The 16,144-nt window shown below is 35.4% G+C and carries 8 protein-coding genes and 3 pseudogenes; 8 read left to right on the forward strand and 3 right to left on the reverse strand.

The features are described from left to right. Positions 1-123 precede the first annotated feature (123 nt). The gene (gene sufB, locus AASI_RS05995) at positions 124-1,569 is read left to right on the forward strand and encodes a Fe-S cluster assembly protein SufB (protein WP_012473257.1); all 1,446 of its coding nucleotides are present in this window, start codon (positions 124-126) and stop codon (positions 1,567-1,569) included. Between the two features lie 95 nt (positions 1,570-1,664). Here sufB and AASI_RS06000 read toward each other — a convergent pair whose 3' ends face one another. Then, positions 1,665-2,645, reverse strand: a complete 981-nt coding sequence (locus AASI_RS06000) for a lipoate--protein ligase (protein WP_012473258.1) — start codon at positions 2,643-2,645, stop codon at positions 1,665-1,667. Positions 2,646-3,318: 673 nt separating this feature from the next. Here AASI_RS06000 and AASI_RS06005 point away from each other — a divergent pair. The 3 genes from AASI_RS06005 (at position 3,319) to mutL (ending at position 9,669) form a co-directional block, all read left to right on the forward strand. Further along, a complete protein-coding gene (locus tag AASI_RS06005) occupies positions 3,319-4,707 on the forward strand; it encodes an IS1182-like element ISCaa15 family transposase (protein ID WP_012473259.1) in 1,389 nt (462 codons plus the stop codon). Between the two features lie 10 nt (positions 4,708-4,717). Further along, on the forward strand, positions 4,718-7,711 hold the full coding sequence (locus tag AASI_RS06010; protein WP_044283067.1) for a glycosyltransferase family 117 protein: 2,994 nt from the start codon (positions 4,718-4,720) through the stop codon (positions 7,709-7,711). 71 nt (positions 7,712-7,782) lie between these two features. Continuing rightward, entirely contained in the window at positions 7,783-9,669 is a 1,887-nt protein-coding gene (gene mutL / locus AASI_RS06015) for a DNA mismatch repair endonuclease MutL (RefSeq protein ID WP_012473261.1), read from the forward strand. A 522-nt stretch (positions 9,670-10,191) separates the two neighbouring features. Here the strand turns inward: mutL and AASI_RS06020 are convergent. Then, positions 10,192-11,019 (reverse strand): transposase family protein, encoded by an 828-nt coding sequence (locus tag AASI_RS06020; RefSeq protein ID WP_083758847.1) that lies wholly within the window; start codon positions 11,017-11,019, stop codon positions 10,192-10,194. Between the two features lie 154 nt (positions 11,020-11,173). On the opposite strand from AASI_RS06020, the pseudogene AASI_RS06025 reads away from it, so the two are divergent. From AASI_RS06025 to AASI_RS09420, 4 genes and pseudogenes are all read left to right on the forward strand, one after another. Next, positions 11,174-12,001 (forward strand): annotated as a pseudogene (locus tag AASI_RS06025) (IS481 family transposase); the annotation flags it as partial. 174 nt (positions 12,002-12,175) lie between these two features. Beyond that, a protein-coding gene (locus AASI_RS08275) for an IS1 family transposase (protein WP_148204919.1) occupies positions 12,176-12,855 on the forward strand; the annotation gives its coding sequence in 2 pieces (ribosomal slippage) (positions 12,176-12,494 and positions 12,494-12,855; 681 coding nt in all). Between the two features lie 94 nt (positions 12,856-12,949). Further along, a pseudogene (locus tag AASI_RS06040) lies at positions 12,950-14,320 on the forward strand (transposase); the annotation flags it as partial. 39 nt (positions 14,321-14,359) lie between these two features. Then, positions 14,360-14,480: pseudogene (locus tag AASI_RS09420) on the forward strand (IS481 family transposase); the annotation flags it as partial. Between the two features lie 450 nt (positions 14,481-14,930). Here AASI_RS09420 and clpX read toward each other — a convergent pair. After that, positions 14,931-16,142 (reverse strand): ATP-dependent Clp protease ATP-binding subunit ClpX, encoded by a 1,212-nt coding sequence (gene clpX / locus AASI_RS06045; protein WP_012473265.1) that lies wholly within the window; start codon positions 16,140-16,142, stop codon positions 14,931-14,933. Positions 16,143-16,144: the final 2 nt, after the last annotated feature.

The raw sequence follows: 16,144 nt of genomic DNA on the forward strand, positions 1-16,144 counted from the left end.
ACCCTTATTTTTTATTACATAAAAATTAGGACTTCACTAAACATAACATACAGAGTTTAATAAACCACAATTAATCCGTAGCTTTGTTTTTTAAGCGGTCATTATCCAAAAATTGGATTGAATATGTCTACAGAAAAACAACTATTACAACAACTTACTACTGCAGATTATCCTTATGGATTTGAGAGTAACATAGCAGTAGAGCAAGCGCCTAAAGGGCTCAATGAAGACACCATTCATTTTATCTCTGCTAAAAAGAATGAGCCACAATGGCTTTTAGAATGGAGATTAAAAGCTTACCATCATTGGTTAACCCTAAAGGAACCTACCTGGCCCAATGTTACCTACCCTCCTATCAACTACCAAGATATTAGCTACTATGCTGCTCCTAAAAACTCAAAAAAGTTGAATAGCTTAGACGAAGTAGACCCTGAGCTGAAAAATACTTTAGATAGATTAGGCATATCAATAGAAGAGCAAAAAAGGCTAACTGGTGTAGCCATGGACATTGTTTTTGATAGTGTTTCAGTAGCTACTACCTTCCAAGCAAAATTACATGAACTAGGTATCATCTTTTGTTCATTTACTGAAGCAGTACAAAACCATCCGGAATTAGTGCAAAAATACTTAGGCACTGTAGTTCCGCCTCAAGACAACTATTTTGCTGCACTTAATTCTGCTGTCTTTAGCGATGGCTCTTTTTGCTATATACCAAAAGGTGTCCATTGTCCTATGGAGCTATCTACTTATTTCCGTATCAATGCGGCTAACACAGGTCAGTTTGAACGGACACTCATTATAGCAGAAGAAGGCTCTTATGTAAGTTATCTAGAAGGTTGCACAGCACCCATGCGCGATGAAAACCAGCTTCATGCTGCCGTAGTAGAGATTTATGCTGCTAGTAGAGCAGAAGTAAAATATTCAACTGTACAGAACTGGTACCCAGGCGATAAAGAAGGCAAAGGAGGCATCTTTAACTTTGTAACCAAACGAGGAATTTGTGCTGGCGAAAGTTCTAAAATATCTTGGACACAAGTAGAAACAGGATCTGCTATTACCTGGAAATATCCTAGTTGCATCTTAATGGGAGATAATTCTATTGGAGAGTTTTATTCTGTAGCAGTTACAAAAAACAAGCAACAAGCAGATACAGGCACCAAGATGATCCATATTGGAAAAAATACAAAAAGTAGAATAGTATCTAAAGGTATTTCTGCTGGGCAAAGTCAGAATAGCTATCGTGGTCTAGTAAAAATAACTAGAAATGCTACCAAAGCACGAAACTTTTCGCAGTGCGATTCTTTGCTATTGGGCAACCAATGTGGTGCACATACCTTCCCCTATATTGATGTAAAAAATAGTACTGCTCAAGTAGAACATGAAGCTACTACTTCTAAAATTGGAGAAGAACAGCTCTTCTATTGTAACCAACGAGGTATTGACAATGAACAAGCTGTAGCACTTATTGTAAATGGTTATTGTAAAGAGGTATTGAATAAGTTACCTATGGAATTTGCTGTAGAAGCTCAAAAATTGTTAGAATTAACGCTAGAAGGGAGTGTGGGGTAAATTGCGCATTAACAATACATAATTGTTTATAATATGTAAGCTTTAGCTAACTGTTATGTGTCTGTAAGCAAAATTTTTAAATATGTAAATATAATTTAAAACATCACTTCTATTAAATCATTCTCTGTCATCTTATGAAAATACTCATCAATTGTAAAGCTAGATAATGCATGCCGAATACTTGGTTCATAATGTGCAACACCAATAAGAGCAGCTTCAACTTCTGAAATATCCTTTTTATTGAAAAAGTCACCAAATATCTTAATCTTTTTGATAATTCCTTCTTCTACATCCAAGTTCATTTCTATAGTACCACCCTCTGCTTTAATAATTTTATTAAAATTATAGTTAGGTGAATACCCATAGTTCCATTCTTTAGTAGCATATTTTTCATCCCGAATTCTAGCAATTTCCTGTAGATCTTGAGGAGTAAACTCATAAAGATGCGCATCTGGATAAGTAGAAATAATGTGATGCATTATTCTATTAGTAAATTCTTCTATTGATAAAGGGGCTGAAAGATGACTAGCAATGTTAGTTACTCGTTTAGGGATAGATTTTATAGCCTTGTCCTTATATTTCAAAGGATTTACTTTCAAAGCTTCTGCTACCATATTCATATTAGAAGAAAACAGCAAAGTACCATGATGTAAAACTCTATTTCTATAAGTATGTTCTGCATTACCTGATATCTTTCTGCCATCAATTGCAATATCATTTCTTCCTTCAAAAGAAGCATTGATACCAAGACTTTGTAGGACTTCTATGATAGGCTTTGTATACCTTTGAAAATCTATTAAATAACCTTCTTTTACAGTTTGCGTAAAAGAAAAATTAATATTGCCTAAATCATGATACACGGCTCCACCTCCTGAAAGCCTTCGAACAACATGGATATTGTTTTGCTTGACATATTCATAATTGATCTCTGACAATGTGTTTTGATGTTTACCTACAATAATGGCATTATCATTTTGCCATAACATAAAACAATCTTCTTCTATATATCTTAAGATATACTCATCTGTAGCTATATTAAAATAAGGATCCGTAGAATGATGGTGGATGCAGAGCATATTAAAATAATTAAGTCAATTTCTATTTTATAGTACAAACAATGATCTTATACTGCTACAGTAAACATATAGGATAAACGTACATTTTATAAATTCTAAGAAAATGGTTACCCTACTTTGGGCTTGCTAAATAAAATACATATAAAATAAATCTTTATGTATAAACACACTCAAATTCAAACCAAGATTTAGTTATAGCATATCTATTTGGCTAGAATTGAAATCAAAGGTTCTCTTATTCCATAATCCCTTTCCCAAACGTAACCTTTATCTAGGTTACTTATCTTGCATCAATTTATAGAAAATAGGCTAACAATATCATCTTGATTTTATTATTGTGGGTGCATAAGTTAATAAGTAGCAAGCACGTCTCTATAAGTTTTGCTAATAACTTGAATCCTTTTGTTTCTGGAAGCTAACCTCTATCCTGCTTAGCTACTACTAGCTAGTTGAGCACAATAGCCAATTCCACACTAACATCTAGCAATCTATTAGTACAAAACCTAGCAAATATATGAGCTATCTTAAGAGGCTCTAACTGTCTATCCACATAGAATAGTAATAAGGCTATAAGGCTAAGTATCTAAAAGCTTTTTGTGCTATAAAAAGGTTGGGGCTGTTGAAAAAGTAATTAAGAGTTTTAAATTAAGGTCACAGCCTAATTTTAGCGTATATGTTATGGCAGAATAAAAATACTAATTATAGCACGAGCCCAGTAGATGATAATCACTTACTTTCTAAAGTCAATAAGTATATAGATCTCTCCTTTACCCATCAGTTAGTTATAGCCTCTTATAATAGCAAGCATGGGCGTCCCTCGATAGACCCAGAGATTTTCTTTAGGATGCTTATGATTAGCTATTTTTATAACATTAACTCTGATAGAAGAGTATGTCAAGAGATACGCTACAATGTAGCTTATAGATGGTTTTGTAAGCTTGGATTAGAAGACAAGGTGCCTGATCACTCTTACTTAAGTAGAACCAGAAACAGATTTGGCGAAAAAGTATTTGAAGCGCTTTTTACTACTATACTCAATTTATGTCGAAAGCATGGCTTGTTGGAGAGTAATAGTGTGATGACAGATAGCACATTAATCAAAGCTAATGCATCACTAAATTCTTTAACTCCTATCGAAGCTAAAGCAGCAGCCTATGAGAAAGTAGCAAGAAAAGCTGCTATAAATAAGCTTGGGCCGCCTGCTAGTAGGAGTATAAGCAACAGCACGCATATAAGCAAAACAGATAAAGATGCAAGCTTGGCTCAAAAGGAAGGGAGCCCCAGAGAGTTAAAATATAAAGTTCACAACTCAATTGATGCATTGAGTAGAGTAATAATTGATACAAAGGTTACAACAGGCAAGACCCATGATTCTCAAGTGTATATAGAGAGGCTAAATCACATTAGAGGAAAGTATGCTCTAACTATAAAAGAAGCTATTGCAGATAGAGCTTACGGATCAAGAGCGATCATAGAGACTTTACAGAAAGAAGGTATAGTGACCTATATACCACTCTTTAGCACTAAAAGTGGTAGGTCTGTGCAAGAAGCTTATCAAGCTGGGTTTGTCTATCAAAAACAGAAGGATCGTTTTGTATGTCCTGAAGGCCAGTATTTAAACCCTTATGGTTATATGGCTAATGAGAGTAAGTATTATAGGTCAAAATCATCCATTTGCGCTATGTGCAAGCAAAAAGATGCTTGTATTGCTTCAGCTAAGAAAAGTAGGCCATTCACAAAATATCTTATCAGAAGCATCCATCAAGAGTTGTTTGATAAGACTCTTGAAGCTATGCAAGAACCAACATTCATTGGTAAGCTCAAAGAAAGGATGTGGAAAATAGAAGGTATTTTCGCTGAAGCTAAGCAATTACATGGGTTAGGTAAAGCTCGCTATAGGAGTTTGGAAAGAGTGCAAATACAAGCATATATGATAGCTGTTGTACAAAATATTAAAAGAATAATTAAGCAGCTTTTTTATGTCTTTCTTCATTTCCTTAACATGCCTAATAGAATATTTTTAACATATACTTTTTCAACAGCCCCGGTTGTTTTATTTTAGCAAGCATATTATGAAAATATTTCGTACTATCAATTTATGGATTGGCTGGGGACTCTTTTTTCTAGCCATGCTCGTCTATACACTAACTATAGAGCCTACAGCTAGTTTCTGGGATTGCTCTGAATATATTGCTGCTGCTTATAAATTACAGGTAACGCACCCACCTGGTGCTCCCCTATTTCTTCTAATTGGCAGGATGTTCTCTTTTTTAGCTGGTAATAACACAGAGAAAGTAGCTTTTTGGATCAATATGAGTTCGGTAATAACTAGTTCGGCTACTGTAATGGTAGTATTCTGGATTATTTCTTTACTAGCTAGACGAATTATAGGTAAGACAACACAAGATTTACAACTTTATGAAGCAGCATCCATATGGGGTGCTGGCATAATAGGTGTGCTGTCGCTAACTTTCTGCAGTACCTTTTGGTCCAATGCTACAGAGGCTGAGACATATGCCTGCTCTACACTCTTAATGTCCCTTACAGTATGGGCTATGTTAAATTGGGAGTATACAACACCCAGACCACGAAGCTATCAATGGCTTTTATTAGTCGCTTACTTGATAGGATTAAGTTTAGGAATACGGATGTTTAGTGTATTGACAATACCTGCTTTGTGCCTCATATTTTATTTTAAGCGAGTATCAAAAATCACTTTGCTGGGTACTACTATAACACTTTTAATTGGTGGAATACTTTTAGCCTTTATATATACTGGCATTACCTTGAGCTTACCTACCTGTGCCATGCAGTTAGAATTACTTTGCGTTAATCAGTTAGGTTTGCCTTTTAAAAGTGGCATCATTATACTAAGTATTACACTAATAGCTAGTTTAACTTATGGTATCATTTATACTATACAAAAGCAGCATACCACAATACATATAGGATTGCTATGTTTAGGATTTATTTTAATAGGATACTCTTCTTATGGACTAGTGCCCATTCGTGCTCATGCCAACCCTCCTATCAATGAAGGGCATCCAAGCGATATTATTAGTTTTATTAACTATCTCAAGAGAGAACAATATGGCCATAGACCTTTGGTATACGGACCACATTTTGCTGCCCAGGTCATAAGTGCTAAAAAAGGTGACCCTATTTATAGAAATACTGGGAAAAAATATGAGATTATTGACTATAAGCATATCCCTATTTACGATGCTGGAGCCTATACGCTTTTGCCTAGGACTTGGAGTCAGCAAAATTCTATGCATATAACAGCTTATAGGAAGATTCTTAATCTTAAACCTTGGCAAAAACCTAGTTTGGGAGATCAGCTATATTTTCTCATAAGGCACCAGCTAGGACATTTCTATTTACGTTATTTCTTATGGAATTTTGCAGGACGTGCAAGCGACATGCAGGGTGCTTCATGGCTTACACCACTAGATGCTTTTGAGAAATTGCCGCCTAGCTTAACACAAATACCTGGAAGAAGTAATTACTTATTCCTTCCATTCCTATTAGGCCTAATAGGAATGCTTTTCCAGTATAGGCATGATAGACGTTATTTCTGGGTAATAACTATTTTATTTGTGATGCTAGGAGCAGCATTAGTAACTTTTTTAAATCCTCCTCCTATTGAACCACGTGAAAGAGACTATATTTATGTAGGTTCATTCCTGTTTTTTACAATCTGGATAGGCCTAGGTACATTAGCTGTTGTAAACTATTTCAGGAAACTATTTACACAATATAAAATAGCTGTTACAATAGGTATTATTAGTTGCCTAGCAGTACCTAGCATTATGGCTACGCAAGCTTGGCAAACACATAATCGTTCTCAGCGTTACTTTTCAGTAGAAAGCGCCAAAAATTTACTAGCCTCCTGTGCCCCTAATGCTATACTCTTTACAGCAGGTGATAATGATACTTTCCCGCTATGGTATGTACAGGAAGTAGAGGGCTTTAGAACAGATGTACGAGTAGTTATCCTTAGCTATGCTAATGCAGCCTGGTATATTAAGCAACTCACACGCCCAGTAAACAATTCAGCACCACTACCTTTATCTCTTCCATTTGAAATTTACCAGCAATATGGGCTTAATGATATTTTACCGTATGTACCACAACCCAATATACAAGAATTAGATATCATACAATATCTCCAACTTATCCGTGAATCACATCCAGCCTTGCAAATACAGAACATATTAAGAGAAACTACCAATACATTACCTTGCAAGAATATGTGTTTCCATATCGATAAAACAGGAATAGCTGCTAAAGAAATTGTACCAACACAATATGAATATTTAATTCCTGAAAAAATGAGCTGGTCTATAAAAGGTAGAGGATTAGATAAAAGAGACTTGCTTATACTAGATTTACTAGCGACTAACAACTGGGAAAGGCCTATTTACTTTAATCATAGTTCATTACATACCTTAAATATAGACCTAAGTACCCATGTAATGGTGGAAGGCTTAACACTCCGTTTAATGCCTATACAGAACAATATAGGTCACGAGCTAGTCAATACCGAAACAATGTATAATAATATGGTGAAAAACTTTTATTGGAAAGGAATGGATAAGCCAGGAGTATATTATGATGAAAATTATAGACTAGTATTTATCCGTAACCAACGTATGAGTTTTTGTACGTTAGCTAAAGCATGTTTACATGAAGGAAAATTGCAACAAGCCAAAGAAGTACTATTATATGGCTTATCGGTAATACCTGATGAAGTGGTACCATATGATATAGCCAACGTGTATATGATACATTTGCTCTTTGAAGTAGGAGAAAATGAACATGCCTTAAATATGATAAAAATTATAGGCAACAGAGCTGAAGAAATACTAACCTACAAAACAAGAAAAAGTAGTTTTATAGATAGAGAAGTACAGGAACAGATGGGGACATTATATGAAATAGCTAGAAGCCTAAGAGCAATAGATTATCAAGAGTTAGCACAAGAATATGAAGACCTTTTAAACAAATACCAAATTTTACTTGATGTACCTGATGATAATAATAATGATATAGCTAGACGCTAAGCCTTGAGTTATTGCTTAGATCACGTTAAATTTAGGTACTGTTAATTTTTATTTATATATAATAATAGCTTATGTCTACAAATATTGTCCGTCTACTTCCAGATAGTTTAGCTAACCAAATAGCAGCTGGCGAGGTTATTCAAAGGCCTGCTTCTGTTGTTAAAGAGTTAGTAGAAAATGCAGTAGATGCAGCAAGTACACATATTAAAGTAGTCATTAAAGATGCTGGTAAAACCCTTATACAAGTTATTGATGATGGAATAGGTATGTCAGAAGTAGATGCTAGGATGAGTCTTGAAAAACATGCCACTTCTAAAATAAGCCAAGCAGACGACCTATTTAACATTCGCACTATGGGCTTTCGAGGAGAAGCACTACCCTCTATTGCAGCCATAGCCCAAGTAGAGATAGAAACACGTACCGAAGATGCAGAACTTGGCACACGCCTTGTGGTAGAGGGTTCTAAAATAAAACTACAAGAACCTGTTGCTACTACAAAAGGCACTACCATTAGCGTTAAAAACCTTTTCTTTAACGTCCCAGCACGAAGAAACTTTTTAAAATCAGAGCCTGTAGAAACCAAGCATATTATAGAAGAGTTTCAACACATTGCTTTAGCAAGGCCAGACATCTCCTTTTCACTATATCAAAATGAGCAAGAAACCTACCACCTACCAGCCACTAAGCTTGCCAATCGAATTGTACACCTTTTTGGAGAAACTTATAAAAAGCAACTAATACCTTGCCAAGAAGGCACTGATATTATACAGATACATGGGTATGTAGGAAATCCTTCTTATGCTAAAAAGACTAGAGGCGAGCAATTCTTTTTTGTTAACAACCGTTTTATAAAAAGTACATATTTACACCATGCTGTTAAGAGTGCATTTGAAGAACTAATTCCTAAAGATACTTTTCCTTTTTATGTATTATTTATTGAAATTTCACCTGAACGTATTGATGTAAATGTGCATCCTACCAAAACAGAGATCAAGTTCGATGATGAGCGGATGGTATACTCTATATTACAAGCATCAGTAAGGCAAGCCCTAGCACATCATACCACACCGGCATTCGACTTTGAGCAAAATATTAATTGTGATCCGCTCGGTTTACAAGAGCAACCAAGACAAAAAAGCTTTACAACAAGTACAGATAGGGCATATAGCTCATTTAAAAAGTTTGACAATCCTTCTGTTAATCAACAAGAATGGGAACAACTGTTTCAACGAATCAACGTAGATACTGATAGTACTACACCTATCCACGGGCAACAAGCACAACTGTTAGACCTAGAAAATATGTTGTCAACAGTTAATGAGGTATCTTCTATGGCTACAATGCAAGAAAACATCCAGCCATTTTCTATGCTAACTCATGAAGGGACAGATACTGCTGCTAAGATGCAACTGCATGCTACTTATATTCTAGCATCTGTCAAGTCAGGTTTATTGCTTATCAACCAACATGCAGCGCATGAACGTATTTTATATGAAAAATATATCGAACATCTACAAAATCACCATGCAGGTACTTCTCAGCAATTACTGTTTCCACATCAAATAGAATTAAACCCAGCAGATTTTGCACTTATACAGGATTATGAGGGGACACTAGGAACACTAGGTTTTGCAATAGAAGACTTTGGCAAAAACAGCATCATATTAGTTGGCTACCCAGCAGAAGCTGCACAGCATAATCCAAAACAATTATTAGAAGACATATTAGAACAAATTAAGTGGAATAAAAGCCATCTCTCCCTGCCAATTCAAGAAAATGCAGCTCGTGCTTTAGCAAAACATGCTGCTATCCAACCTGGAAAAAAATTGACCATGGTAGAAATAGATAGCTTAGTAGATCAATTATTTGCTTGCAAGAACTCAACTCATGCGCCAGATGGTAGAAGAATATGGGTTATTATAACCTTAGAAGAGTTGGCTAGTTTATTGAAAACCTAAAACTACTCAGCAGTAAATTACTTATTTGCCAACAACAAGAAATCTTGATTTTTAAAATGCACATTATCTTATAGTAATAAGAATAAAATTTCTATATAGCGCCTCTCCCTTAACACATGTAGAACAATACATACAATTTCCTATGATACCAGTAAGCTATACAGTACAAAATTACCTTAGCATATAAATTTTTATTTTCTTATAACATAAAACGGATAGTAATTTATAGTTGCTTGGTTAAAACTGATAAAACACAGAAAAAGACTATTACTTGCTATATAACTGAGCTTAGAATCTACCCAGTCTAGCATGTTAAATTGTATGCACTCACAGGTCTGCCAATGTTAGAAACTCACTGTTTTAAGTATAAAAAAGCACTTGGTTGCTAAGAATAAAATACTAAGCAACTATAAAATTAATCATATACTAACCATAAACAATAGACCTACTGCGAAAGAGGTAAAATAGAGTAGAATTTTAAATAAAATAAAGAAGGGAGCTTGGCTCTAGCGACATTATTTGTTAAAAAGCGTACTTGAAGTTTATAAGCCCGGATATAATGTTAAAGCGAAGGTTATATTTTTTCTGAAAATTCCTGTATACCTCTGCCATAATTTTAAATACCTTGATCTCTCTTATCTTATGCTCTACCTTCATGCGTATGGAGGATAGCTTTCTGTTATGTTCTTTCTGCTCCTTGGTTAACGGCCGCTTACGGCTCTTTTTGTAGGGTATCATTACATTGCTCTGTAGCTTTTGCCAGCCTTGATAACCACTATCTGCTAGCTTTAAGCTTTCTTTAGGTAAGAGTTTTTCTCCTTTACGAATTTTAAAGTCATGCACTTTTCCTTTATGGGATTTGGATACAGAGAGTATTTTTCCATCTTCTCCCATCACTATCTCTATTTTTATAGTATGTCGCTTTTTCTTGCCTGAATATGATTTCTTTTGCTTTTTACTAGGTCTTTGCGTAGGCTGTTCACTCACATCTGCTAATATGCGCAATACCTTTTCTGAGGTTAAGCTGCGATCTTTTTTAATGCTAATCTTCTTAGCTAGTAAGGGCTCCATTTTTCTTAGCAAGCGGCATATGTTAGCGTTGTGTAAGTTAAATAAGTAGCCTAGAAATACATGGCTAATATAGGTGCGGTAATATACCAAAACACAGAGCAGTTTATCCTCTAACGTAGGTAAATGGCTCCGACGTCCATGGCGCAGCTTGCTCGCTTCTAACTTTTCAAAGAGAGGCCTTACTTTTTGAACTAATTTATCAAATGTTTCTAGCCTCAATCCAGTTATTCTTCTAAAATTGTATGGGTACTTGCTTATTCTGGTGTAGGTTAAATGCATACTTATTCCTTTTAGTATATAACAAGGATTACATTTTAACCTTTTCTACTCTCTTTATCAACCTCTTTCGCAGCAGGTCTAATTGTTTGATCCCTAATAATTATGGTTATATTAGCGTAGCTAATATAAGTGATCAAAATCAAGCAAGAAGATTATGGGACAACTATTACATAAATGCGCCAGGACAACAGAGAAAATTCGTAGAGAAATACAGCTATCTAAAGAAAGTATAGCCACTTTAGCCACACGATATGGGGTCAATCGTAAAACAATAGCTAAATGGAAAAACAGAACTTCTTGTCAGGATGTACCTATGGGGCCTAAAGTAAGACGCTCTAAGGTATTAACTGAGCAAGAGGAAAAGGTTGTTATTGCTTTTAGGAGACTTACTCAATTGCCCTTAGATGATTGTCTGTATACTTTACAAGAAACCATACCTCACTTATCTCGTTCTACTTTGAATCGTTGTTTTCAGCGCCATGGCTGCCCTAAGCTAGAGAAAGTGCAGACTAAGCAGAAAGCGGCTAAGAAGCATTTTAAAGCGTATTCTATCGGCTATTTCCATATAGATATAGCAGAAGTACAAACAGCCCAGGGTAAACTCTATTTGTTTGTAGCCATAGATAGAACCAGTAAATTTTGTTATGCTAGACTCTATCCCTTTGCTTCTAAATCAGCAGCAGTAGGCTTTTTACAAGACTTGATAGCTCTTGTTCCCTATAAGATACATAAAATACTTACAGATAATGGCGTTCGATTCACTAATAGGAAAGAAGGAGAATTAGCACTCGAGCATATGTTTGATTGTATTTGTGAGCAAGAAGGGATTGACCATAGAAGGACGCAAGTAGCCCATCCTTGGACCAATGGACAAGTAGAGCGAATGAATAGAACTATTAAACAAGCCACTGTGGGAACTTACTATTATAGCAGTCATCAGCAGTTAGAGCGACATCTGAATGATTTCTTGTTGGCTTACAATAGACCCGCTGCGAAACAACTGCCGTAAAAAAACAGAGGAGCATTTTGCACAATTCAGAAAATATAAAAAATAAGAATAGACGTTTAAAGTATAAAAAACGCAGGTTGAATTTTTATAAATAATAAATTTGGTATTGTTAAATTGGGATAGGATTAGTAAGTTAGAGGAAAAAGTATGAACTGTCCTCGATGTAATAATACTCAAAGCTGTAAAGATGGAATTGTTAGAGGTAGACAGCGCTACCAGTGTAAAAGTTGCCGTTTCCGTTACACAGTTAGTCACAAATCAGATGTTAAACCTGTATATACTAAGCGAAAAGCGTTGCAATTATACTTAGAAGGATTAGGATTTCGAGCTATAGGCCGTATACTCAACATAAGCTATGGAACAGTCTATCAATGGGTAAAAGCATCTGGAGAGCAAGTAAGTTTACCAGAAAGACAAGATGAAGTAGAGATAGTCGAGATGGATGAAATACACACTTATGTGGGTTCAAAAAAGTCTACTGCTGGATATGGATAGCTGTTGATAGATTGAGCAAGCGCTTTATATCTTATGTGTGTGGAGATCGCTCGACACAAACCGGACTGAAGTTATGGGAGCGCGTCAAGGATATAGGCAAGCTGTATTGTAGTGACTATTGGAAAAGCTACCAGCAGTTTATTCCAAAAGATAAACACCGACAAAGCAAGGCAGAAACTTATACAGTGGAAGGATATAATAGCTTAATGAGGCACTATTTAGCAAGATTTAAGCGTAAAGGAAAATGCTATAGCAAACAGGTGCACATGATAGAAAAATCGCTCAACCTGCTAATGGCCAAGCTAAATAATCAGCTGTCTATCTTAATTTAACAATACCATAAATTTAACTCTCAAAAATCTAATGGGGCTGTTGAAAAAGTAATTAAGAGTTTTAAATTAAGGTCACAGCCTAATTTTAGCGTATATGTTATGGCAGAATAAAAATACTAATTATAGCACGAGCCCAGTAGATGATAATCACTTACTTTCTAAAGTCAATAAGTATATAGATCTCTCCTTTACCCATCAGTTAGTTATAGCCTCTTATAATAGCAAGCATGGGCGTCCCTCGATAGACCCAGAGATTTTCTTTAGGATGCTTATGATTAGCTATTTTTATAACATTAACTCTGATAGAAGAGTATGTCAAGAGATACGCTACAATGTAGCTTATAGATGGTTTTGTAAGCTTGGATTAGAAGACAAGGTGCCTGATCACTCTTACTTAAGTAGAACCAGAAACAGATTTGGCGAAAAAGTATTTGAAGCGCTTTTTACTACTATACTCAATTTATGTCGAAAGCATGGCTTGTTGGAGAGTAATAGTGTGATGACAGATAGCACATTAATCAAAGCTAATGCATCACTAAATTCTTTAACTCCTATCGAAGCTAAAGCAGCAGCCTATGAGAAAGTAGCAAGAAAAGCTGCTATAAATAAGCTTGGGCCGCCTGCTAGTAGGAGTATAAGCAACAGCACGCATATAAGCAAAACAGATAAAGATGCAAGCTTGGCTCAAAAGGAAGGGAGCCCCAGAGAGTTAAAATATAAAGTTCACAACTCAATTGATGCATTGAGTAGAGTAATAATTGATACAAAGGTTACAACAGGCAAGACCCATGATTCTCAAGTGTATATAGAGAGGCTAAATCACATTAGAGGAAAGTATGCTCTAACTATAAAAGAAGCTATTGCAGATAGAGCTTACGGATCAAGAGCGATCATAGAGACTTTACAGAAAGAAGGTATAGTGACCTATATACCACTCTTTAGCACTAAAAGTGGTAGGTCTGTGCAAGAAGCTTATCAAGCTGGGTTTGTCTATCAAAAACAGAAGGATCGTTTTGTATGTCCTGAAGGCCAGTATTTAAACCCTTATGGTTATATGGCTAATGAGAGTAAGTATTATAGGTCAAAATCATCCATTTGTGCTATGTGCAAGCAAAAAGATGCTTGTATTGCTTCAGCTAAGAAAAGTAGGCCATTCACAAAATATCTTATCAGAAGCATCCATCAAGAGTTGTTTGATAAGACTCTTGAAGCTATGCAAGAACCAACATTCATTGGTAAGCTCAAAGAAAGGATGTGGAAAATAGAAGGTATTTTCGCTGAAGCTAAGCAATTACATGGGTTAGGTAAAGCTCGCTATAGGAGTTTGGAAAGAGTGCAAATACAAGCATATATGATAGCTGTTGTACAAAATATTAAAAGAATAATTAAGCAGCTTTTTTATGTCTTTCTTCATTTCCTTAACATGCCTAATAGAATATTTTTAACATATACTTTTTCAACAGCCCCGGTTGTTTTTATCGATCTTCTGTTTCGCAGCGGGTCTAATTTTTCTCGTAGGCTTAAGGCTTTGAAGGGTAAAACTCCTTGGCAATTTATAGAAGAACAATGGGGCAAAAATCCTCAGCTTTTTCACACAAATATTAATACCTTCACTAAGGGACTAAACATCTAATAGCTTTTATAGCTAGTTACTAAATAAAATATGTGTTTTTGGCCCATTTTAAAGGTATAGTATACATGTGAACGTGTACTTTGGGAATTTACAGATCATTAACCCTGAGCGTCGTCAGATAGATAAAACTGAACAATTAGATCAATATGTTGATAGGGTTTGTTTGCTTCAATAGCCTGAATATATAATAAATTTTAGAAGGAGACAAAAATAATCTGTTTCCTTCTAAAATTCTTATAATACTTAGTACCGTATCTATATATTAAACTACAAAATGTATGTTTTAAATGAATTTATTGATGGTAGATACCTAAACAGAATAAGTTTTTTAGATATTTCTAATATGCACTTAAACACCTATGAAGAACCAAGTGTTAGGTGTTATTTAGCATTAAAATAAAGCGCTTAGACTTTATACGTATTGTTGTATAAAAGGACCCATTTACGCTACTTTAGCAGCAGATAGCTTACTAATTGCATAGTTTTTATCTATTAATAAGACAGCGGCTTCTTTTTCAGAAGACAGCTCAAACATGGCATCCATAATAACTGCCTCGCAGATAGATCTTAAGCCTCTAGCCCCTAATTTAAGAGAGAGCGCCTGTTCTACCATATAGTCGAGCGCATCTTCAGTAATGGTTAATTGTACATTATCCATAGCAAAAAGCTTAGTATACTGCTTAATCAATGAGTTCTTAGGCTCTGTAAGGATACTTTTTAAAGCTTTTGCATCAATTGGGTTTAGATAGCTAATGATTGGAAGCCTACCTATTAATTCAGGAATTAAGCCATAGACTCTTAAATCATTGGAAGAAACATGTTTTAAAAGGTTACTAGTTTCTCTTGTTCCTTGGCTTCTAGACTGGGCAATATCAAAACCTAGAGTGCCGGCATTAAGCCTTTTACTAATAATTTTATCCATACCTTCAAAAGCCCCACCGCATATAAACAGAATATTTTCTGTATTTACTGGTATCATTTTTTGGTCTGGATGTTTTCTTCCACCTTGTGGAGGCACATTAACAATAGTACCTTCTAGTAATTTTAGTAAAGCTTGTTGTACACCTTCTCCACTTACGTCGCGGGTAATAGAAGGATTATCTCCTTTACGTGCAATCTTATCTATTTCATCTATATAGACAATGCCTCTTTCAGCAGCAGCCACATCATATTCGGCTGCTTGTAAAAGTCTGGTAAGTATGCTTTCTACGTCCTCACCCACATATCCTGCTTCCGTTAAAACTGTAGCATCTGCCATGCAAAATGGTACATGAAGAAGTTTTGCTAGCGTACGCGCTAAGTAAGTTTTGCCAGTTCCTGTCTCGCCTAACAGCAAGATATTTGATTTTTCTATTGTAATCCCATCTTCCTCTTCGTAAGACTGTCTTAACCTTTTATAGTGGTTATAAACGGCAACAGCAAGCGTTTTCTTTGCCACATCTTGACCAATAACATATTGATCTAGATATGCTTTAATTTCTTTTGGAGTGAGGATTTCTAAGTTGGTAGGGACAGGTTTATGAATTCTTTCCCTATCAATGAGTAGTAGAGCTTCTTCAATACATCTGTCACATATATGAGCTGTGTGGCCAGATATCATTACCTCTACCGTTTCATTACTTTTTCTGCAAAAAGAACAGTAAATAGTATCCATAT

Origin of the sequence: Candidatus Amoebophilus asiaticus 5a2 (genome assembly GCF_000020565.1) — a bacterium.
Lineage (GTDB): Bacteria > Bacteroidota > Bacteroidia > Cytophagales > Amoebophilaceae > Amoebophilus > Amoebophilus asiaticus.

Excerpts from the sequence above, each read along its gene's own strand:
- sufB (WP_012473257.1), top strand. The coding sequence starts at position 124 with ATGTCTACAGAAAAACAACTATTACAACAACTTACTACTGCAGATTAT.
- AASI_RS06000 (WP_012473258.1), bottom strand. The coding sequence starts at position 2,645 with ATGCTCTGCATCCACCATCATTCTACGGATCCTTATTTTAATATAGCT.
- AASI_RS06005 (WP_012473259.1), top strand. The coding sequence starts at position 3,319 with ATGTTATGGCAGAATAAAAATACTAATTATAGCACGAGCCCAGTAGAT.
- AASI_RS06010 (WP_044283067.1), top strand. The coding sequence starts at position 4,718 with ATGAAAATATTTCGTACTATCAATTTATGGATTGGCTGGGGACTCTTT.
- mutL (WP_012473261.1), top strand. The coding sequence starts at position 7,783 with ATGTCTACAAATATTGTCCGTCTACTTCCAGATAGTTTAGCTAACCAA.
- AASI_RS06020 (WP_083758847.1), bottom strand. The coding sequence starts at position 11,019 with ATGCATTTAACCTACACCAGAATAAGCAAGTACCCATACAATTTTAGA.
- clpX (WP_012473265.1), bottom strand. The coding sequence starts at position 16,142 with ATGGATACTATTTACTGTTCTTTTTGCAGAAAAAGTAATGAAACGGTA.